This is a genomic window from Roseococcus sp. SDR (assembly GCF_019083995.1).
In the GTDB taxonomy this organism is placed as follows: Bacteria; Pseudomonadota; Alphaproteobacteria; order Acetobacterales; family Acetobacteraceae; genus Roseococcus.
In genome coordinates this window covers 155,600-174,859 of the sequence record NZ_JAHRCU010000002.1, presented here as the reverse complement: position 1 = coordinate 174,859, position 19,260 = coordinate 155,600, and the positions used below count along the sequence as shown (strand labels likewise).

At 70.0% G+C, this 19,260-nt stretch carries 19 protein-coding genes and 1 tRNA gene; 9 read left to right on the top strand and 11 right to left on the bottom strand.

Features of this window, described 5'->3' with window-relative positions:
- The first annotated feature begins 136 nt into the window (after window positions 1-136).
- The gene (locus KTR66_RS02955; protein ID WP_213610233.1) at window positions 137-2,209 is read left to right on the top strand and encodes a methyl-accepting chemotaxis protein; all 2,073 of its coding nucleotides are present in this window, start codon (window positions 137-139) and stop codon (window positions 2,207-2,209) included.
- A 21-nt stretch (window positions 2,210-2,230) separates the two neighbouring features.
- On the opposite strand, the gene KTR66_RS02950 is transcribed toward KTR66_RS02955, so the two are convergent.
- Window positions 2,231-3,760 (bottom strand): 4-hydroxyphenylacetate 3-hydroxylase family protein, encoded by a 1,530-nt coding sequence (locus KTR66_RS02950; protein WP_213610231.1) that lies wholly within the window; start codon window positions 3,758-3,760, stop codon window positions 2,231-2,233.
- A gap of 57 nt (window positions 3,761-3,817) precedes the next feature.
- Between KTR66_RS02950 and KTR66_RS02945 the strand changes: the two genes are divergently transcribed.
- Genes KTR66_RS02945 through KTR66_RS02935 form a run of 3 tightly spaced genes read left to right on the top strand, consistent with a single transcriptional unit; the run spans window position 3,818 to window position 5,735 of the window.
- Window positions 3,818-4,387: a TetR/AcrR family transcriptional regulator gene (locus KTR66_RS02945; protein ID WP_213610229.1), complete on the top strand. Its 570-nt coding sequence runs from the start codon at window positions 3,818-3,820 to the stop codon at window positions 4,385-4,387.
- Window positions 4,381-4,926, top strand: coding sequence for an isochorismatase family protein (locus tag KTR66_RS02940; RefSeq protein ID WP_213610228.1), 546 nt, complete (start codon window positions 4,381-4,383; stop codon window positions 4,924-4,926). The genes KTR66_RS02945 and KTR66_RS02940 overlap by 7 nt, the downstream gene beginning before the upstream one ends.
- Before the next feature lie 50 nt (window positions 4,927-4,976).
- Window positions 4,977-5,735, top strand: a complete 759-nt coding sequence (locus KTR66_RS02935) for a GntR family transcriptional regulator (RefSeq protein ID WP_213610226.1) — start codon at window positions 4,977-4,979, stop codon at window positions 5,733-5,735.
- Here KTR66_RS02935 and KTR66_RS02930 read toward each other — a convergent pair.
- Window positions 5,719-6,612, bottom strand: coding sequence for a CoA ester lyase (locus KTR66_RS02930; RefSeq protein ID WP_213610224.1), 894 nt, complete (start codon window positions 6,610-6,612; stop codon window positions 5,719-5,721). The genes KTR66_RS02935 and KTR66_RS02930 overlap by 17 nt on opposite strands.
- Window positions 6,613-6,739: 127 nt before the next feature.
- Here KTR66_RS02930 and KTR66_RS02925 point away from each other — a divergent pair, with 127 nt between their 5' ends.
- The 4 genes from KTR66_RS02925 (at window position 6,740) to KTR66_RS02910 (ending at window position 10,646) form a co-directional block, all read left to right on the top strand.
- The gene (locus tag KTR66_RS02925) at window positions 6,740-8,146 is read left to right on the top strand and encodes an MmgE/PrpD family protein (protein WP_213610222.1); all 1,407 of its coding nucleotides are present in this window, start codon (window positions 6,740-6,742) and stop codon (window positions 8,144-8,146) included.
- Window positions 8,147-8,158: 12 nt separating this feature from the next.
- Window positions 8,159-9,529: an LLM class flavin-dependent oxidoreductase gene (locus tag KTR66_RS02920; RefSeq protein WP_249731803.1), complete on the top strand. Its 1,371-nt coding sequence runs from the start codon at window positions 8,159-8,161 to the stop codon at window positions 9,527-9,529.
- Window positions 9,526-10,500, top strand: a complete 975-nt coding sequence (locus KTR66_RS02915; protein WP_213610218.1) for a tripartite tricarboxylate transporter substrate binding protein — start codon at window positions 9,526-9,528, stop codon at window positions 10,498-10,500. The genes KTR66_RS02920 and KTR66_RS02915 overlap by 4 nt, the downstream gene beginning before the upstream one ends.
- Before the next feature lie 71 nt (window positions 10,501-10,571).
- Window positions 10,572-10,646, top strand: a tRNA-Gln gene (locus KTR66_RS02910).
- A gap of 7 nt (window positions 10,647-10,653) precedes the next feature.
- Here the strand turns inward: KTR66_RS02910 and KTR66_RS02905 are convergent.
- The 9 genes from KTR66_RS02905 to KTR66_RS02865 are packed head-to-tail and all read right to left on the bottom strand — an operon-like array spanning window position 10,654 to window position 18,324.
- Window positions 10,654-11,328, bottom strand: a complete 675-nt coding sequence (locus KTR66_RS02905; protein ID WP_213610215.1) for a nitrile hydratase subunit alpha — start codon at window positions 11,326-11,328, stop codon at window positions 10,654-10,656.
- Complete coding sequence (locus KTR66_RS02900; protein ID WP_213610213.1) at window positions 11,325-11,615, bottom strand: SH3-like domain-containing protein; 291 nt, start codon at window positions 11,613-11,615, stop codon at window positions 11,325-11,327. The genes KTR66_RS02905 and KTR66_RS02900 overlap by 4 nt, the downstream gene beginning before the upstream one ends.
- Window positions 11,605-11,952: an SH3-like domain-containing protein gene (locus KTR66_RS02895; protein WP_213610211.1), complete on the bottom strand. Its 348-nt coding sequence runs from the start codon at window positions 11,950-11,952 to the stop codon at window positions 11,605-11,607. The genes KTR66_RS02900 and KTR66_RS02895 overlap by 11 nt, the downstream gene beginning before the upstream one ends.
- Window positions 11,949-13,001 (bottom strand): ABC transporter ATP-binding protein, encoded by a 1,053-nt coding sequence (locus KTR66_RS02890; RefSeq protein WP_213610209.1) that lies wholly within the window; start codon window positions 12,999-13,001, stop codon window positions 11,949-11,951. Before KTR66_RS02890 ends, KTR66_RS02895 begins: the two co-directional genes overlap by 4 nt.
- Window positions 13,002-13,010: 9 nt before the next feature.
- Window positions 13,011-13,811: an ABC transporter permease gene (locus tag KTR66_RS02885; RefSeq protein ID WP_213610207.1), complete on the bottom strand. Its 801-nt coding sequence runs from the start codon at window positions 13,809-13,811 to the stop codon at window positions 13,011-13,013.
- Window positions 13,804-14,664, bottom strand: coding sequence for an ABC transporter permease (locus KTR66_RS02880; RefSeq protein ID WP_213610205.1), 861 nt, complete (start codon window positions 14,662-14,664; stop codon window positions 13,804-13,806). Before KTR66_RS02880 ends, KTR66_RS02885 begins: the two co-directional genes overlap by 8 nt.
- Window positions 14,664-15,710: an extracellular solute-binding protein gene (locus KTR66_RS02875; RefSeq protein ID WP_213610203.1), complete on the bottom strand. Its 1,047-nt coding sequence runs from the start codon at window positions 15,708-15,710 to the stop codon at window positions 14,664-14,666. Before KTR66_RS02875 ends, KTR66_RS02880 begins: the two co-directional genes overlap by 1 nt.
- A 51-nt stretch (window positions 15,711-15,761) precedes the next feature.
- A complete protein-coding gene (locus KTR66_RS02870; protein ID WP_213610201.1) occupies window positions 15,762-16,613 on the bottom strand; it encodes a 4-(cytidine 5'-diphospho)-2-C-methyl-D-erythritol kinase in 852 nt (283 codons plus the stop codon).
- Between the two features lies 1 nt (window position 16,614).
- Window positions 16,615-18,324, bottom strand: coding sequence for a tetratricopeptide repeat protein (locus KTR66_RS02865; RefSeq protein WP_213610199.1), 1,710 nt, complete (start codon window positions 18,322-18,324; stop codon window positions 16,615-16,617).
- Between the two features lie 171 nt (window positions 18,325-18,495).
- Between KTR66_RS02865 and KTR66_RS02860 the strand changes: the two genes are divergently transcribed.
- The gene (locus tag KTR66_RS02860; RefSeq protein ID WP_213610196.1) at window positions 18,496-19,254 is read left to right on the top strand and encodes an ABC transporter substrate-binding protein; all 759 of its coding nucleotides are present in this window, start codon (window positions 18,496-18,498) and stop codon (window positions 19,252-19,254) included.
- Window positions 19,255-19,260: the final 6 nt, after the last annotated feature.

Here is a 19,260-nt window from a genome sequence, read left to right as displayed (position 1 = left end):
TCGGGCACCTCGTGCAGCGGGAAACGCAGCGGCAATAGGGGCGACAGCATGAAGTCGCGGTTAATGGCCATTTTTACGTATCAGCAAGACCTTCCGCCTATCCCTCCGCACATCCGGCCTAAAAGGATGCGAGGCGATGCGCGTAAGGACCCTTTTCAATCTGGCGATGCTGTCCATCGGTGCGGTCGCCACCCTCATCGCCGGCGGCTTGGCCTGGGGCGAGTTCCGCAAGGCGGTGGCGGCGCGTGAGGCCGCCGCGCAGGTGGCCGTCTCGGCGGATCTCCTGCGCCTGACCGAGCGGCTCGTGATCGAGCGCGGCAACTACGTGATCCGCATGAATGCCGCCGGTGCCGCGGACTCCGCCGTCATGGGGCGGTTGCGCGCGCTGGAGGTCGAGACGGACGCGGCGCTGCGACGGACGCTCGATGCGCTGCGCGCAGCGGGGCAGGAGGCCGGGCTGCGCCTCCTCGAGAATATGCCCACAGAATTGACCACGCTGCGCGCCGCGCTGCGACCGGCCGCCGAACAACCGCTTCCGGCGCGCGACCAGGCCCTGCGCGCGCGGCCGCAGGCGGCCTATGGCGACATGCTGGCGACTGTGGGCGAACTCCTGGATGGCAGCCATCGCGCCGTCGCCCAGGCCGGCGGCGGGCTCGAGGGCCTGCTGCTGGTCGCCCGCATCACCTGGGACATCCGGGAGGCCGCGAGCCGGCGGATCGTCGTGGTCGGCACGGCGCTGAACAGCGGCCGCGCCCTGACGCCGGCCGAACTGGAGACCATCGCCGGTGCGAGCATGGCGGTGGAAAGCGGCTGGAACCGCGTCCGCATGGTGGTGCGCATGCTGGGCGAGCCGCCCCGCGTCGCGCAGGCCGTGGCCGAGGTCCAGTCGCGCTATTTCGGTGAGCCGACACGCATGACGCAGGCCCTGATCGCGGCGGGGCGCGCGGGCGACGCCTATCCGCTCACGGGTGATGCCTTCACCGCCTGGGCCACGCCGGCGCAGCAGCAGATCCTGGTGTTGCGCGACGCGGCGCTGGAGGCGGCTGCAGCCGAGGCGGGGGCCGCCGAAGCCGCGGCCTGGTGGAGCCTCGCGATGGTGCTGACGGGCGCGCTCGTCGCCGGGCTGCTGCTGGCCGGGCTCGCGGTCATGCTGCGCCGACGGGTGGTGACGCCGATGCTCGACCTGACCCTGAGTGTCCAGCACCTGGCGGATGGGGACCTGGCGCGGAAGATCCCGCATGCGGGGCGCAGCGATGAAATCGGCCAGATGGCCGGCGCGCTGGAGGTGTTGCGCCACAAGGGCGAGGCCGCGCGCGCCACCGAGGCCGCCGCCGCCGCCGCCCAGGCCGCTAAGATCGCTGAGGGCGAGCGCACCCAGGGCCTGATCCGTGCCTTCGAGGCCGAGGTGGCGGAGACGCTGGGCGCTTTCGCGGCGGCCGCCGCGCCGCTCGACGACACGGCCGACCAGCTTGGCCGTGCGGCCGAGGATGCGCGCGATCGCGCCGAGCACATGGCCCGTGCCGCGGGCAGCGCCTTCGAGGAGGTAGGCCTCGTCGCCAACTCGGCGGAGGAACTGGCGGCCAGCATCGCTGATGTGGCCCGGCAGGTGGCGGAAAGCGCGCGGATCGCCGCCAAGGCCGCCGAGGATACCCGCGCGACGGATGCGGCCGTGGGCGTCCTGCTCGAGGGGGCGCAGCGCATCGGCGATGTCGTCGTCCTGATCAACTCCATCGCCGCGCAGACCAACCTGCTGGCGCTGAACGCCACGATCGAGGCGGCGCGGGCGGGCGACGCGGGCAAGGGCTTCGCCGTGGTGGCGGGTGAGGTGAAGGCGCTGGCCGCACAGACCGCGAAGGCGACGGAACAGATCCGCGAGCAGATCGGCGCCATGCAGGGTGAGACGGGGCGCGCGGCCGAGGCCATCCGGGGCATCGGCCGGACCATCGCCGAGGTCAGCGCCATCGCCGTGCAGGTGGCGGCCGCCGCGGAAGAGCAGGCGGCCGCGACGAAGGAGATCGGCCGTGCCGTCTCTCGCGCGGCGAGCGGGACGGAGGAGGTCTCGCGCCAGACGGCGCAGGTGCGCGAGGGTGCGGAGGTCACGGCCACGGCCACCTTTGGCCTGCGCGACGCCTCGGCGGGGCTCTCACAGCAGGCGGCCGCGTTGCGCGGCAAGGTGGACGGCTTCCTGGGGGCCATCCGCACGGCCTGAGCCGCGCGGGGGCCCGCGCGCCTATTCGGCGGCGTTACGCACGGGCAGGGCGGGCGGTTCGCAGCCCGTCTCGCAGCAGCGGCCGGGCTGCTTCGAGGTGCGCTTGCCTTCATCGAGGATGCCCCGGTCGAGCAGACGCTCGACCAGCGCACTGCGCTCCTCCACCGGATAGTTGCGCCAGATCTCGCGCTTCATCGCCTCCGGGCTGCCGCCGCCATGCAGTGAGATCACCGAATACCAGCCGCCCTGGTTGGAGGCCGTCAGATCCTCCATGAAGCGCGCCACATCCAGGCGCTTATCCGCCGGGATATCGGGGCGTCCGGCCAGCACGGCGGCGAGCGAGGCGGCCGTCTCCGGGTTGTGGTCCTCATCCGGGCCGGGCAGCGCCACGATCAGACCGCCCGAGACGTAATGCGCCAGGCGATGCATGTCGTAGATCTGCGTCGCCAGCAGCAGCTTGCCGATATTGCTGAACACCGTCTCCGGCATCACGGCGCCCGAGGGGTCGCGCGTGCCATAGACGCTGGCGGCGACGCCGCAGGCATAGAAGCCCTCGACGATCTTGATGAGGTCCACCATCGCGTCGCGCACATGGGCGTGGCGGTCGGTGTCCAGGCCGTTCGCTTCGATCATCAGCGCGCCGGCGCCGATCAGCAGGTCACCGAAGCCGGCGCGGGCGGCGATGCAGGAATGGCGGTGATGCGTGGCATAGCTGGTGGTCATGAAGCCGGCTTCCGCATATTCGCCTGCGAAGAAGACGCGCTCCCACGGCACGAAGACATCCTCGAACATGACGACGCCGGTGGACTGGCCATACTTGTTGCTGAAGCGGGCCGCGGCCTCGCCCGGGCGGCCGGCGGGGCGGGAGACGATGGTGATGCCCTCGGCATCCACCGGCACGGCGCAGCAGACGGCGAAATCGGCGTCCTCCGGCGTCATCGTCCGGCAGGGCATGACGAGGAATTCGTGCATATAGGGCGCGCCGGTGACGATCGCCTTGGTGCCGCGGATGACGATGCCATCCGCCCGGCGTTCCTTGATGTGGACATGCACGTCGCGATTGGCCTGCTGGCCGGGGCGCTTGCTGCGGTCGCCCTTCGCATCCGTCATGGCGATGCCGAGCGAGAGGTCGCGCGCCTGCACATCGTCGAGATAGGCGAGGAAGCGGGCGTGGCGTTCGCCGCCATGCTCGTCATCGGCTCGCTTTGTGCCCTGGTGCAGCGCGTTCAGCGCGTCATGCGCGAGATAACGCTGGGCGCAGCCGGACTCCCGGCAGAGCAGGCGCACCGCCTCGAGCTTCGTCAGCAGGTCATCCGTGCTGCCATTCACATGCAGCATGCGGTTGGTGACGCGGCCCGAGCCCTGCTGCGTCGCCACCATGCGCTTCTCGTATTCGGGGCGAAGCGCGAAATCATAGGTGACGCCGAGCGCGTTGATGCCCGGTGCCAACAGCGGCTCGTCCGCCACGCTCTTCACCTGCTGGCCATTGACGAAGACGCGCGGCGAAAGTGCGCGCAGCGAGTCGCGATAGGCTTCGGCGGACATGAGCATGGCGGCGTTTCCCTTTGGGCTTGCCGAAAATCTAACGCTGTTCGATTATCCGGGTCAATGAGCGCATCCACCAAGAAGGAACTCGGCCGCCAGCGCATCCTGGATGCCGCGCGGGAGGTCTTTGCCGAGCAGGGCCTGGAGGGGGCGAGCCTGCGCGCCATCGCGGCGCGGGCGGGCTATACGCCGGCCGCGCTCTACTTCCACTTCGACAGCCGCGAGGCGATCTATGCCGAACTGCTGCGCGCCTCGCTGGCCGATCTCACCGCCGCCATCGCCGCCGCCGCGCAGGGGCCGGATGCGTTCCGGCAGGGCGCGCTGGCCTTGTTCGACTTCTATGCCGAGCGGCCACAGGAACTGGCGCTGGGCCTCTATCTCGGCCCCGGCGGGCCGGCGCCGCGCGGGCTGGGGCAGGGGGTGGACCCGGAGCTGAATGCGCTGCTGCTGGCGGCCCTCGCTCCCATCCGGGATGCGGCCGCGGCGGCCTCGGCCGAGCCGGATGCGCTGGTGGCGGAAATCTTCGCCCAGGCCGTCGGCTTGCTGGTGCTTTCCGAAACCCGCCGTTTGCGCTTGTTTGGGCTGCCCGCGCGCGGGCTGATGCAACGCCTGCTGGAGCGCATGCCATGCTGACCCTGGACCGCCGGACCTCGCTGCTGCTGCTGGTGGACCTGCAGGGCAAGCTGCACCCGGCCATCGAGGACGGACCCGCCGTGGCGCGGGAGGCACTGCGCCTGGCGAACCTCGCCAGGCTCTTCGAGGTGCCGGTCTGGGCGACGGAGCATTGCCCGGACCGCATCGGCCCGCTGCTGCCGGAACTGGCCGCGCTGAGCGAGAACACCTTCCATAAGACCAGCTTCGACGCCTGCCGCACGCCCGCCTTCCGCGACGCGCTGCCGCCCGAGCGGACCGACATCGTGATCTGCGGCTATGAGGCGCATATCTGCGTGATGCAGACGGCGCTCGGCCTGCGCGCCCTGGGGCGCCGCGTCTGGGCCGTGCGGGATGCCATGGGCTCGCGCCGGGCGGCGAGCCGGGAGGCCGCTCTGGCCCGGCTGGCGCGCGCCGGCGCCGAGATCATCACCACCGAGATGGCCGGCTTCGAATGGGCGGAGGACGCGACGCACCCCCGCTGGCGTTCCCTGCTGGCCTTGGTGAAGGACCCCGGCTAACAAGAACGGGAATACAAATCCCGGGGGGCGCCGTGACCAAGGGCGACACAATGAAGGGCGACGGTGCGAGCCGGCGTGACATCGCGAATTCCGGCGCTGATCCGCGCCCGCGTTACCGGCAGATCAGCGACGAGTTGCTCGCCCAGATCCGTGGCGGTCAGCACGCCATCGGCAGCATGCTGCCGACCGAGACCGAGCTCTGCGCGCTCTACGGCGCCTCGCGCCACACCATCCGCGAGGCTTTGCGCCTGGTGGAGGAGGCGGGGTTGGTGGCGCGCCGGCAGGGCAGCGGCACGACCGTCATCGCGCATGAGAACCGCGGCCGCTTCGTGCAGGACCTGACCAGCATGGGCGGGCTGCTGCAATACCCGGAAGAGACGCGCCTCACCGTGCTGCGCGCGCGCGAGGTGCCCTCCTCCGAGGTGCCGGGCGTGCCGGAGGGCGAGGCCTGGCTGCGCGTGGAGGGGATCCGCCGCGTGCGCCTCACCACCGCGCCGATCTGCTTCGTCACGCTGCACATCCCGGCCGAGTATGCGGCCGTGATCGAGGAGATCGGCCAGCAGCCGGGCTCCGTCTATGCGATGATCGAGCGGCGCTTCGGGGTGCAGCTCTCTTCGGTCGAGGTGGATCTTTCGGCGGGCGGCGTGCCCGAGGCGCAGGCCGCGCTGCTGGAAGTGGAGCCAGGCGCGCCGGCGCTGATGATCCGCCGGCGCTACCTCGACCAGAATGGCCGCGTCTTCGAGGTTTCGGAGGGCTGCCATCCGGCCCCCCGCTTCACCTATCGCGCGACGCTCAAGCGCGAGGTGTGAGGCCGATCCGCTCGGCCAGCGCCACGATGCGCTGGGCGCGGTCCACGATCGGGTAGTCCACGAAGCGCCCCTCCACCTGGATGGAGGCGAGGCCCTGCGCCTCCGCCTCGGCGAAGGCGGCGATGATGCGGCGCGCGCGCGCCACCTCGGCCTCGGCCGGCGAGTAGGCGGCATTGGCGACGGGCACTTGGTCCGGATGAATGCAGAGCTTGCCCTGGAAGCCCAGCGCCACGCCCCGCGCGCAGGAGGCGGTGAAAGCCTCCATCTCGCGCAGCTCGATCCAGACCGTGTCGATGGGGGCTTCCAGCCCGGCGGCGCGGCTGTGCAGCACCATCTTCTCGCGGGCGCCTTCCAGCACGGTCTCCGCGAGATCCCAGGTGATGCCGAGGTCGAGCGTATAGTCGCCCGCGCCGAAGCTGAAGCGCTTGACGCGGCCGCCGAGGGAGGCGGCGCAGGCGGTGAGCGCGCCGAGGCCCGCCATGCCGCGCGCCGTCTCGATGATCGGCATCACCTCGATGCCGCGAGGGGGCAGGCCGCGCTCGCGCTCCAGGGCTGAGATCAGCCAGTCCACGGCGATGAGCTGGGCCGGGTCCTCAAGCTTGGGCAGCACGAGGCCATCCAGGCGGGGGCCGATCACGGCCTGGATGTCGCCCGGGCAGAACTCCGTATCGAAGGCGTTGACGCGCACGAAGCCGCGGCAGGTGCGGGGGCGGTCGAGCGCCGCGTTCACCAACGCGCGCGCCGCCACCTTGGCCGAGATCGCCACCGCGTCCTCGAGGTCGAGGATGCAGGCATCCGCCCCTGCGGTCAGCACCTTCTCGGCGCGGCGGGCATGGTCGCCGGGGGCGAAGAGGAAGGTGCGGTTCGGGGCGGTCATGCGGCGTCTCCTGCGCGGTTTCCTCGCTGATAGGCGGCGGGGCGTGCCGCGTCCAGATGGATTTGTCCGTATGTTTGACAGGCATGCCGGGACATGCCCATGCTTTCGGAAAAGGGAGACAAACGTCATGGACAGCCTGCCGACCGAGCTTGCCACGCGCACGCCCATTTCCTTGGAGCTGGGCCAATTCGCGACCGCGCTGCGCATGGAGGACATCCCCGCCGATGTGGTGGACCAGGCCAAGCGCCACATGCTGGACAGCCTGGGCATCGCCATCGCGGCCTCCGGCTTCGACTATGCGAAGCGCACCATCGGCGCGATCCATGGCCTGGCGGGGGCGGGCAGCCATCCCGTGATCGGCATGCCCTACCGCCTGCCGCTGCGCGATGCCGTGATGATGAACGGCGCGCTCATCCACGGCCTCGATTATGACGACACGCATTCGGACGCGATCGTCCATGCCTCCTCCAGCACGGTGCCGACGGCGCTTCACATGGCGCGCGAGCATGGTGCCTCCGGCGCCGAGGCGCTGGCCGCCTATATCCTGGGCGTGGAGGGCGCCTCGCGCATCGGCGCCGCCGCGCAGGGCGGCTTCCACCAGGTGGGCTTCCACCCGACCGGCATGGTCGGCGCCTTCGGCTGCGCGCTGACGGCGGGGCGCCTCGCCGGCGCCACGCCCGCGCAGATCGGCGCGGCGCAGGGCATCCTGCTCTCCATGGCGGCGGGTTCCCTGGAATTCCTGGAGGATGGCTCCTGGACCAAGCGCATCCATCCCGGCTGGGCGGGCTTCGCCGCCATCACGGCGACGGCGCTGGCGCGCAATGGCTTCAAGGCGCCACCCGCCGCCTATGAGGGCCGCTTCGGCCTGTTCCGCAGCCATTTGCAGGAGAAGTCGCCCGCCGATCTCTCGCGCTGCACCGAGCGCCTGGGTGAGCTCTGGGAGATGCGGAACAACGCGCTGAAGCCCTATCCCTGCTGCCACTTCAACCATGTGTTCGCCGATGCGGCGCTGGCGCTGCGCGCGGCGCATGGCCTGCGGCCCGAGGACATCAAGCACATCACCGTGCGCATCCATCCGGGCCAGGTGAAGGTGGTGTGCGAGCCGGAAGCGGCGAAGAAGCAGCCGGCCAATTCCTATGACGCGCAGTTCAGTGTGCATTACGCCGTCGCCTCCTGCCTGTTGCGCGGCCGCCTCTCGCTGGACGAGCTGGAGGAAGAGATGATCCGCGATCCGCGCGCGCTCGCCCTCTGTGCCCGCACCAGCTACGAGACGGACGCGACGCTGAACTTCCCGCGCTACTACGGCGGCGAGCTGGTGATCGAGACGATGGATGGCCGCGTGCTGCGCCACCGCGAGGAGATGAACCGCGGCTCGGACGGCAATCCGCTGACCATGGCCGATGTCGAGCGGAAGTTCATGGAAAATGCCGGGCGGCAATTCTCCGCCGCCAAGGCGCGGCGCATCCTCGATCTTGTCATGGGCCTCGATGCGGCGTCCGATGTGATGGCGCTGACGGAAGCGCTCAACGGTTGAGGAAACGAAGTGATGTCACGACGCGGCGAAATGGCCATGGTCGCCTTTCTGCAGGCGCAGAACTGCTCGAACTACCCCGGCTCCTGGCGGCACCCGGAGACCATGCAGGACTTCCTTTCGCCGAAATACTACCAGCGCATCGCCCGTAATCTCGAGGATGGCCGCTTCCACATGGCCTTCTTCGATGATCGCCTGGCCCTGCCCGACATCCTGGGCCGGGACCATGCGCAGGCGATGCAAAACGGCATCCGCGTGGTGAAGCTGGACCTCATCTCGATCCTCACCGCCATGGGCCTCGCCACCGAGAAGCTCGGCCTCGGCGCCACCTATTCCACCACCTATTACGAGCCCTATCACGTGGCCCGCGTCTTCGCGACGCTGGACCACATGCTGGGGGGGCGCGTGGCCTGGAATGTCGTCACCTCGCTGAACGACAGCGAGGCGCACAATATGGGCCGCGCCGAGCACCCCGAGCATGACCTGCGCTATGACCGCGCGGATGAATTCATGGAGATCGTGCTCAGCCACTGGGATGCCTGGGGCGATGACGCGATCATCAATGACCGCGCGTCCGGCGTCTTCGCCGACCCCACCAAGGTCCGGCGGCTGAACCACCAGGGGCGCTGGTACAAGAGCGAGGGCACCTTCACCGTGCCGCGCACGCCGCAGGGAAGGCCCGTACTGATCCAGGCGGGGCAGAGCGGGCGTGGCAAGGCCTTCGCGGCCAATTGGGGTGACCTGATCTTCGTGATCTATCCGAACCTCAAGGCGGGGCAGAAGGTCTATGCCGAGTTCAAGGCGCAGGTCGCCGCCTCGGGACGCGACCCCGCCAAGGTGCGGGTCTGCCCCGCGGTCTATGCCATCATCGGCAACAGCAAGGATGAGGCGGCCGAGAAGCGCGCGCTGATCGAGAGCCTGGCCAAGCCGGTGGACGGGCTCGCCCTGCTCTCCGAGGTGCTGAACTACGACTTCGCCAGCAAGGGCATGGACGAGGCCTTCACCGACGAGGAACTGGCCGGCATCAAGGGGCTGCAGGCCATCCGCGACCGCGTGGTGGCGGGCTCGGGCAAGCAGAACCCGACGCTGCGTGACTTCGTCCAGATCAGCGGCCGCGGCACGATCCGCGAATTCCCCTGCTTCACCGGCACGCCGCAATCGGTCGCCGATGAGATGCAGGAATGGTTCGAGAGCGAGGCCTGTGACGGCTTCGTGCTCGCCGCCACGCATATGCCCGGCGCCTATGAGGATTTCGTGCGCCTCGTCGTGCCCGAATTGCAGCGGCGCGGCGTGTTCCGGCGCGAATTCGCCGGCACCACGCTGCGCGAGAATCTCGGCCTGCCGCGCGCCGCCCCCTTCGATTGGCAAAGGAACCCAGCCGCATGATCCAACGCCGTCACCTGCTCGCCGCGCCCGCCCTGGCGCTGGCCGCGCCCGCCTTCGCGCAAGGCTATCCGACGCGCCCGGTGCGCATCATCGTGCCCTTCCCGCCGGGCAATATGAGCGACCTGATCGCGCGCGTGCTGACGGAGGAGATGCAGACGCGGCACAACGTCCAGATCGTGGTGGACAACCGCGCGGGGGCCACAGGCGCCATCGGCGTGCAGGCGGTGACGAGCGCGCCGCCTGATGGGCACACGCTGCTGCTGACCAGCAACTCGCCCGTCGCGGTGAACCCGGCGGTCACGCCCAACCTGCCCTTCGACGTGCTGCGCGATCTGGCGCCCATGTCGCTGATCGGCTGGACGGGCTTCCTCATCGTGGTGCCGCCCGATCTGCCGGCCAACAACCTGGCCGAGTTGGTGGCGCTGATGCGGGCCAATCCGGGCCGCTACATCGCGGCCAATCCCGGCATGGGGACGGCCGGGCACCTGACGACGGAGATGTTTTCGCGCCTTGCGCGCGTGCCGATGGAGCAGGTGCCCTATCGCGGCTCGGCCCAGGCGCTGCTCGATCTCTCGGCGGGGCGGGTGCATTTCATGATTGATGCGATGACCAGCGCCCAGCCGCAGGTGGTGGGCGGCCGCGTGAAGGCGCTGGCGGTGCTGGCGCAGGCGCGCTCCCCCATCCTGCCGGACGTGCCGAGCATGCGCGAATCGGGCGTGCCCGAGGTGGTGGATTTCCAGAGCCTCGCCTGGGCCGGGCTGTTCGGCCCGGCGGGGACGCCGCCTGCCATCACGCTCTATTGGAATCGAATCTTCAACGAGCTGCTGGCTGACCCTGCCTTCGTGCGTCGCCTCGCCACGCAGAATGTGGAGGCGGCACCACCCGGCGGGCCGGAGCGGCTGGCGGATATCCTGCGCACCGATCTCGGCCGGTGGCAGCAGCTCGTGCGGGACGCGAATATCCGCATCTGACTGCGCAGAGGAATGAAACGCGGAGGGGGGCTTTACGGACCCCTCCGGGCCTCGCTAAACGGCGCCACGGCTGGGGTGTAGCCAAGTGGTAAGGCAGCGGTTTTTGGTACCGCCATTCCTAGGTTCGAATCCTAGCACCCCAACCAGCCCGCCTTATTCCGGCGCGAGCGCCACCCCTGTCCCGATCATCGAATCGCGGGTGACGAGCGCGGCGAGGCGCGCCTCGTCCCATCCTTCCGTGCCTGCGGGGCGGCGCGGGATGACGAGGTAGCGCAGGTCCGCCGTGCTATCCACGACGCGGATGCGCGTCTCCTCCGGCAGGGTCAGCCCGAATTCCGCCAGCACGCCGCGCGGGTCGCGCACGACGCGGGAGCGATAGGCCTTGCTCTTGTACCAGGCGGGCGGCACGCCCAGCAGCATGCGCGGGTAGCAGGAGCACAGCGTGCAGGCGATGACGTGATGCACGCCCTCCTCGTTCTCCAGCGCAATCAGCTCCGGCGCATCGGGGATGGTGATGCCGAGCTTCGCAACAGCGGCCCGGGCGTCGTGCTTCAGCTCCGCGTGGAATGCGGGGTCGGTCCAGGCCTTGGCGATGACGCTGGCGCCAAGCTCCGGCGTGCGGCCCTCCTGCAGCTCGATCTGCCGGGTGATCTGCTCGGCGGTCAGGACGCCCTTCTCGATGAGCAGTTCGCGCAGGGCCCGCTCCAGGATCTGAAATGGGCCGGGCGGGCCCTCGCCATCCTCGATCGGCGCGTGGTCGTGATCATGGTCATGGTCATGGTCATGGTCATGGTCATGATCATGATGATGGTGATGCGGCGTGCTCATGCGGCGGCCTCGCTCTCCAGCCAATCTTCGTAGATGTCGGCCTCGATCTCGTCCTGCGTCGTGCGGCCATCCGGGCCGAGATGCGGGAAGCGGACGCGGTAGAGGAAGAGCTTGGGAAGGCCTGGGCGGTGCTGCGCGAGCTGCGCGGGGTTGTGGAAATGCCCCGCATATTCCAGCACCACGCCGCGATGGCCGCGCAGGTAGAAGGGCGTGCGGCAATGGCCGCTCACGGGCCGGTTGGCGACGCGGACGTGCGTGCCGGGGGCGAAGCGCGGCTCAGGCGGCATCGGCGAGTTCCTTCGTGATGGCGGCCACGCGGGCCTCGATCTCCTCGCGCGTCAGAACCTGCTGCTCGACCAGGAGGTTGGTGATGGCCTGCAGCCAGCGGTCGTAATAGGGCAGGTGGTCGTAGTCCTCCTGCGAGAATTCCTCGATGGCGCGGCGCAGCGCATCGGTCTTGAAGGCGCCGCAGGCCGGGCCGGTCAGCAGCATCAGCATGGCGTCCACGCGCAGTTCGTAGAGGGTGCGCGGATGCTCGGTGCGATCAATCGGGCCGAGGTCGAGGCCGCCGATGTCGTGCATGGCACGCGGACTGGATGATTGCATCGCACGTTCACTGGTCATGCCGGATCCTCCTCGAACAGGATGAGATGCGCCGGGTCAGGGCGCAGATGGACAGTCTCGCCGATGGCGGGTGGCGCCTCCAGCGCGGCAGGCGAGAGGCTCGCCGAAAGCGCCAGGCCCGCTGGTCCCTCGGCATAGAGCGAGGCATGCGCGCCCTTGAAGACGATCTCCGTCACGCACGCGGCGATGCTGCCGGGGCCGGGCGCCGGCAGGATCGCCATGTGCTCGGGCCGGATGCCGAGGCGCACGAGGCCTGGCTTGGCGCCGCCATGGGGGATTTCGGCGCCGCCGGGCAGGCGCAGCGCGCCATCGGCCGTCACCTCGGCCGGGATGAGGTTGGCCTCGCCCAGGAAATCCATCACCGCGCGGCTCTTCGGGCGGGCATAGAGGGTGGCGGGGCGCTCCACTTCACGGATATCGCCCGCGAACATGACGGCGACGCGATCGGCGAGCGAGAGCGCCTCCTCCTGGTCATGCGTGACGATGATGGTGGTGACACCCACCTCGCGATGGATGCGCTTCAGCTCCACCTGCATCGCATCCCGGAGCTTTCGGTCGAGCGCGCCGAGTGGTTCGTCCAGCAGCAGGATGTCGGGCTTGATGACCAGCGCGCGGGCCAACGCCACGCGCTGCCGCTGGCCGCCGGAGAGGCGGGCGGGGTAGCGCTCCGCCATGTCGCTCAGGCGCACGAGGGCAAGGGCTTCGGCCACCTGCTTCGCAATGGAGGCGCGATCCTCGCCCCGCATGCGCAGCCCGTAGCCGATGTTCTGCGCCACCGTCATGTGCGGAAACAGCGCGTAGTCCTGGAAGACGAGGCCGAGGTTGCGCTTATGCGGCGGCAGGCCGAGCACGGAGCGCCCGGCGATGCGGATCTCGCCCGCGCTCACCGGCGTGAAGCCTGCGATGGCGCGCAAGGTCGTCGTCTTGCCGCAGCCCGAGGGCCCCAGCAGCGCCACGCATTCGCCGTCGGCCACATCGAGGCTGACGCCGTGCAGGATGCGGTTGCCGCCGAGCGTCACCTCCACGCGATCGAGCTCAAGCCGGGCCATGCGGTCTCCTCAGCGGGGGATGGAGAGGGAGATGATGCGCCAGCGCCGTTCCGCCAGCAGGATCAGCGCCGCCACCACGGCGACATAGGCGGAAGAGAAGGCGGCAGGCGTCGGGTCGAGATTCTGGCTGATGTAGTTGAACAGCTCGATCGGCAGCGTCGTCAGCTCGCCGCGCACCAGGAAGACGCTGATCGGGTAGTTGTCGAAGCTGATGAGGAAGGCGAAGAGAAAGCCGCTGACCAGCCCCGGCGCCATCTGGGGCAGGGTGACGGTGCGGAAGACCTGCCAGGGCGAGGCGCCGAGCGAGGCGCCGGCTTCCTCGAGCGAGGGGTTGGAGAGGGTGAGGGCGGCGGCCACCGTCCGCACCGGATAGGCGATGACGAGCACGAGGTGGCCGATGACCAGGCTCCACCAGGTGAAGGCCATGCCGAGCAGGATGAAGAACTGGATGAGCGCGATGCCGATGGCGACGATGGGCAGGGCGATGGGCGAGAGCAGCAGGGAGGTCAGCATCGCCTTGCCCGGCAGCGGGCTGCGGACCAGGGCGAGGGCCGCCGCCGCCCCCATGGCGGTGGCCAGCGCCGCGGTGATCAGTCCGATATAGAGGCTCGTGATCGTTGCGTCCCAGATGCGGTTGATTCGGCCGATATTCTCGAACCAGCGCAAGGAGAGGCTCTGCGGCGGAAACTCGATGAAGATCGAGCCGCCGAAGGCGACGACGCCGGTGAAGATCACCGGGAAGACCAGGAAGGCGAGGCCGAGCAAGGCCAGCGTCGCCACCACGATGCGGAAGCCTTTGGCGTCAGGCATGGTGACGGAACACGGCGCGGATCAGCAGCGTATAGGCCAGCAGGATCGCGAAGGTGACGAGGGTCAGCGCCACGATCATGGCCGAGCCGAAGGGGAAGTTCAGCTGCACCAGGAACTGCTCGGCGGCGACCTGGCTGATCATGGCGGTGGCCGGCGAGCCCAGCATGAGGGGTGTGACGAAGGCGCTCATGCAGATGGCGAAGGTCAGCGTGGTGCCGCCGAAGATGCCGGGCATGGACAGCGGCAGCACCGTGCCGAAGAGCGCGCGCCAGGGCCCGGCGCCCAGCGATTGCGCGGCCTCGACGAAGGAGGGCGGGATGCGCGTCAGCGCGCCGTAGATCGGCAGGATCATGAAGGGCAGGGCGTAATGCACCAGCGCCACGATGGTGGCACCCTCGCTGTACACCATGCGCAGCGGTTCATCAGCGATGCCGAGCGCCAGCAGAAGCTGGTTCACCGGCCCCGCATCGGCCAGCGTCACCAGCCAGCCATAGTTGCGCACGATCAGGCTGGAGGCGAGCGAGACGAAGATCGTGATCAGGATCGCCGTGCGCCAGAAGGCCCGCACCTGGAACAGGAACAGCGCGATGGGATAGGCGACGAGCAGCGTCAGCAGCGTCGAGATTGCGGAGATCCGCACCGTCCGCTCCAGCGCGCGCCAGGAGCGGCCGGAATTCCACACGCGGTCATACTGGAAGAGGTGCAGCCCCGCGCGCGGATCCATGTCGTTGGGCGCCGAGCGCAGGCTCTCCTCCACCATGGTGCCGAGCGGGACCAGGTAGAAGGCGATGAGAAAGACCAGCGCGGGTGCCAGCAGCAGAAACCCGGTGAGGCGCGGGGAGGCGCCCTGCATCAGCCGAACACGTTGTTCCAGGCATCGGTGAGGCGGCTGCGCTGCTCGGAGAGGAAGCGCCAGTCGGCATAGAGGATGTTGTCCGGCGGGCCCAGCAGCTCCAGCGTGCGGGGCGAGGGGTTCACATCCTTGTTGGCGGCGCGCGAGTGCAGCACGGTGTCGATCTTGCTCTGGAACTCGCGCGAGAGGCTCATGTTCACGTAGCGCTCGGCCAGTTCCACATTGCGCGCATTCACCGGCATGTTGAGGCCGACGATCTCGCCATGGATGCCCTCGGTCAGCGGCACGGCGGGCTTGATGGGCGCGCCCTGCTCGATGATCGGGTTGATGAAGATGCCGTAGAAGGGCACGAGCGGGATCTGCCCCGATTGCAGCATCTGGATGGCCTGCGGCGCGCCGGTATAGGCGATGGCGCCGTTCTCCTTCAGCCGCGCCAGGTGGCGGATGCCGGCATCGAGGTCACGCTGCGCCTCGGCGAAGGGCTTGCCGGTCGCGATCTGCGCGGCCGTCGTCACCATGCGCACGCCGCTGTTCCAGGTGATGGGCGGAATGGCGACGCGCCGGCGCGAGGAGGGATCCCAGAGCTGCGCCCAGGCGGTGGGCTGCGTCGTCTGCGCGCGGGTGTTGTAGTAGAGCGTATGCACCGCATCGATGACGCCGGCCGAATAGTTGTCGGCCAGCTTGAAGGCGTCGCGCAAGCTCGCCCAGTTGGGGATGTTGGCCGGGTTGTGCGGGCGGAGCAGGCCGGCCTGGGCGGCCGCGAAGACGCCGGCCTCGGAGAACTGCATCAGGTCGGGCGGATTGTCGCGCTGGGTGCGCAGCATGGCCAGCATGTTCGCCGTGACCGATTGCTGCACGTTGATGCGGGCACCCGTCTCGCGCTCGAAGACCGGGTGGAGCTCATCGATCCAGAGGCGGGCGAGGAGGCCCTGGTTCAACACCACGGTCAGCGTGCCGCCGGATTGCGCGCGGCTGGTGACCCAGGGGGCACTCAGCGGCAGCGAGAGGGCGCTGGCGGCAAGGATGGTCCGGCGGGAGGCGATCATGGCGGGCTCCTTCGATGTCCGGACAAGCTGTCGCGGAAGTCACGCGCCTGGTCAAGGGAGTAGCGCGCCGCCGGCGGACCACCATGCTTCGGGCATGGCGCGGGCGGCGGCAATTGCGGCGCCGGGCGTCGCGAAGATGCCGAAACAGGTGGCACCGGAGCCGCTCATCCGCGCCAGCAGGCAGCCGGGCGTGGCGCGCAGCGCGCATAGCACGTCTCCGATGACGGGGCAGAGCGAAAGTGCGGGCGCCTCGAGGTCATTGGTCAGGCGCGCGAGATCGGCGACCATGGCCTCGGCGTCGGGCCATGCGACGGGCAGTTCCGCCAGGGGTGAGAAGCCGCCCTGCCGCGCGCGGAACACGGCGGGCGTTGCCACGGGCACGCGAGGATTGACCAGCAGCAGCCCGCATTCCGGCAAGGCGGGGCCAGGTGTGATCACCTCGCCGATGCCCTGCATGCGGGCGGGGCGAGAGGCGACGCAGACCGGGATGTCAGCCCCCAGCGGTGCTGCGATCCGCGCGAGCGCCGCTTCGCCCAGCTCGCAGCGCCAGAGGCGGTTGAGCAGCCGCAGCGCCGCGGCCGCATCGGCCGAGCCGCCGCCGATGCCGGAGGCCACAGGAAGATGCTTCTCCAGATGCAGCGTGGCCCCCGCCGTGACCTGCGCCTCGGCTGCCAATGCGCGCGCCGCGCGCAACACCAGGTTGTCGGGCTCCGCGGCGAGGCTCTCGCCGAAGGGACCTGCCAGTGTGAGGCTCAGGGCCTCGGCCCGCGTGGCGGTCAGCGTGTCGGCGGCTGGACCGAATACGGCGAGGCTGTCGAGCAGGTGGTAGCCGTCGGCCCGCCGGCCGGTCACATGCAGGAACAGGTTCACCTTGGCCGGGGCGGCCTCCGTCAGGGCGGCCATGTCAGCGCCGCGCGGGCCGGGGCAGGCCGCCGTCGATCTTGCTGCGCAGGCGCTGCGCCTCCGCGGGTTCCGGGTCCATGGTGAGCGCCCGCTGCCATTGGAAGCGCGCCTCGCGTTCACGCCCCGCGGCCCAGTAGACGTCGCCCAGATGGTCGTTGATCGTGGCGTTGCGCGGCTCCAGCTCGACCGCGCGCTCCAGTTGCGCGATGGCTGCCTGGATCTGGCCCATGCGGAACAGCACCCAGCCCAGGCTGTCGGCAATGTTGCCATCTTGCGGGCGCTGCGCCGCCGCGCCCTCCAGCATCGCCTTCGCGCGTTCGAGGTTCACGCCCATGTCGGCCCAGGTATAGGCGAGGTAGTTCAGCACGAAGGGCTGGTCCGGCGAGAGCGCCAGCGCCTGCAGCAAATCCTGCTCGGCCGCCGGCCAATTGCCCGAGCGTTCGCGCGCGATGCCACGAGCATAGAAGAGCGGCCAGTCGGAGGGCCGGATGGGCTCGCTGCGGGCGATGGCGCCGTCATAGGCCCGCGCCGCCTCGGCGAACTGGCCACGCCGGCGCTGCAGATCACCCAGCCGGGTGAGCGGTTGCGGCACGCTGGGCAGCGCCTCCGCCTGGCGGCGCAGCAGGGCCTCCGCCTCGTCCGACCGGCCAAGGCGGTCGAGCAGGACGGCCTGGCGCAGCTGGGCGGCGCCGTAGAGCGGGTCGCCCTCCGGCACCAGCAGCAGCGCCTCGCGCGCGGCATCCAGGCGCTCGCCCTCGGTCAGCGTATCAGCGAGCAGCATCAGGGCGGGGGCGAAATTCGGGCGCAGCCGCAGGGCGAGGCGCGCCATCACCGTCGCCATCTCCTCCAGGCCCTGGCCACGCAGCGCGCTGCCCAGCGCCACATAGGCTTCGGCAATGCCATCGGCCGGGCCTTCGATGGCCCGCTGGGTGAGCACGATCCGCCGCGCGGGCGGCAGCACGGCCAAAGCGAGGTCGTCGCTCGATCCGGCCAGCTGATCGAGCAGGCGCGCCGCCTCGGCCGGGCGGCCCGCGCGCTCCAGGATGCCGGCGGAGAGCATGGCGAGGCGCAGCGTGGGATCGGGCTGGTCGGCGAGGGCGAGGCGCACGAAGCGCTCCGCCTCGCGCGGGCGGTTCGCGGCATCCGCGATCAGCGCCCCGTGCAGCGCGTTCAGCGCCCGGAAGCGGCCCTGTTCGGCCAGCGGCCGCAAGGTGGTCAGCGCCTGATCCGTCTGGCCGCGTCCGGCTTGGCTCCAGGCCAGCAGCACGGGCTGCAGCGCCGCGACCGGCCCCTGGCGGTGCAGGTTGCGCGCCCGCGCCTCCGCCCCCGCCCAGCGCCCGGCCGCGACGTCGGCGCCGAACAGAACGAGCTGCGCCGAGGCATTGTCCGGCAGGCGGCGCGCGAGGCGCAGCGCATCGGGGCGCCCATCCATCAGGCTCGCGATGAAGGCACGCTGAATCAGATCTGGCTGGTCGGGATCGGCCCTCAGCGCGGCGAGCAGGCTGTCGGCGGCCGTCCTCGTGTCCATCTCCTCGCCGGCGAAGCGCCCGACCAGGTAATTGCCGAAGACGGTGCCGCTGGCTGCGATCTCGCCCCGCGTCGGCGCCGAGCGCCCGCCGCGGTCCACGACATTGGGCCCGCCCGCCGCGCAGGCGGCAAGCAGGGTCAGGCCCAGGAGCATGAGCCGGGGGGGCAGGCGTCTCTCGCGCATGCGATCTATGTAGGCATGCGGGGGGGCGACGCACCATGGGGCGTGGTCTGTTCCCCACAGTTGGACGCCACAATGTGACTTTTCCGCATCGGTCCCGCCACAGGGCCGCTTGAACCCCGCGCTCAGCCGTGCCCTCATTCCCCCAGGCAAGGCCAGGAAGGAGAGACCGGCATGTTCAACCGCCGTCATGTTCTGGGGGGAGGTGCGGCGCTCGCCCTCTCCGGGGGTGCCGCGCTGGCCCAGGGCCAGACGCTCAAGGTCGGCTCCACGCCGACCGGCATTCCCTTCACCTTCCTGGACACCAGCCGCAACACCATCACCGGCTTCATGGTGGAGCTGATCACCGAGATCGGCCGCCGCCAGGGCTTCGCGGTGGATGTGCAGGCGACGCCCTTCGCGGCGCTCATCGCCTCGCTCACCTCCTCCCGCATTGACCTCATCGCGGCGGCTATGCTGGCCACGCCCGCGCGGCGCGAACAGATCGACTTCTCCGACCCGGTCTATGCCTATGGAGAGGGTGTGGCGGTGCGCGAGGGCGAGCAGCGCCCCTGGCGCACGCTGGCCGACATGCGCGGCGTGGCGGCCGGCGCGCAGATCGGCACCGTCTATATCGAGCCGCTGCGCGCGGCGGGCCTGGATGTCCGCACTTATGACAGCGTGGCCGACATCATGCGCGACGTCTCGCTCGGCCGCATCGCGGCGGGCTTCGGCGATGCGCCCATCGTCTCCTACCAGATCGCGCAGGGCACCTTCCGCGGCGTGCGGCTGCTGCCGGAATATCGCCCCTCCATTGTCGGCAGCATCGCCATCGGCACCCGCAAGGGCGATCCGGTGATGGCGCGCATCAATGCCGGCCTCGCCAGCATGAAGTCCGATGGCGCCTTCGCCGCGCTGGTCACCAAGTGGAACCTGCCGCCCTCGGCCGCGTGAGCGGCG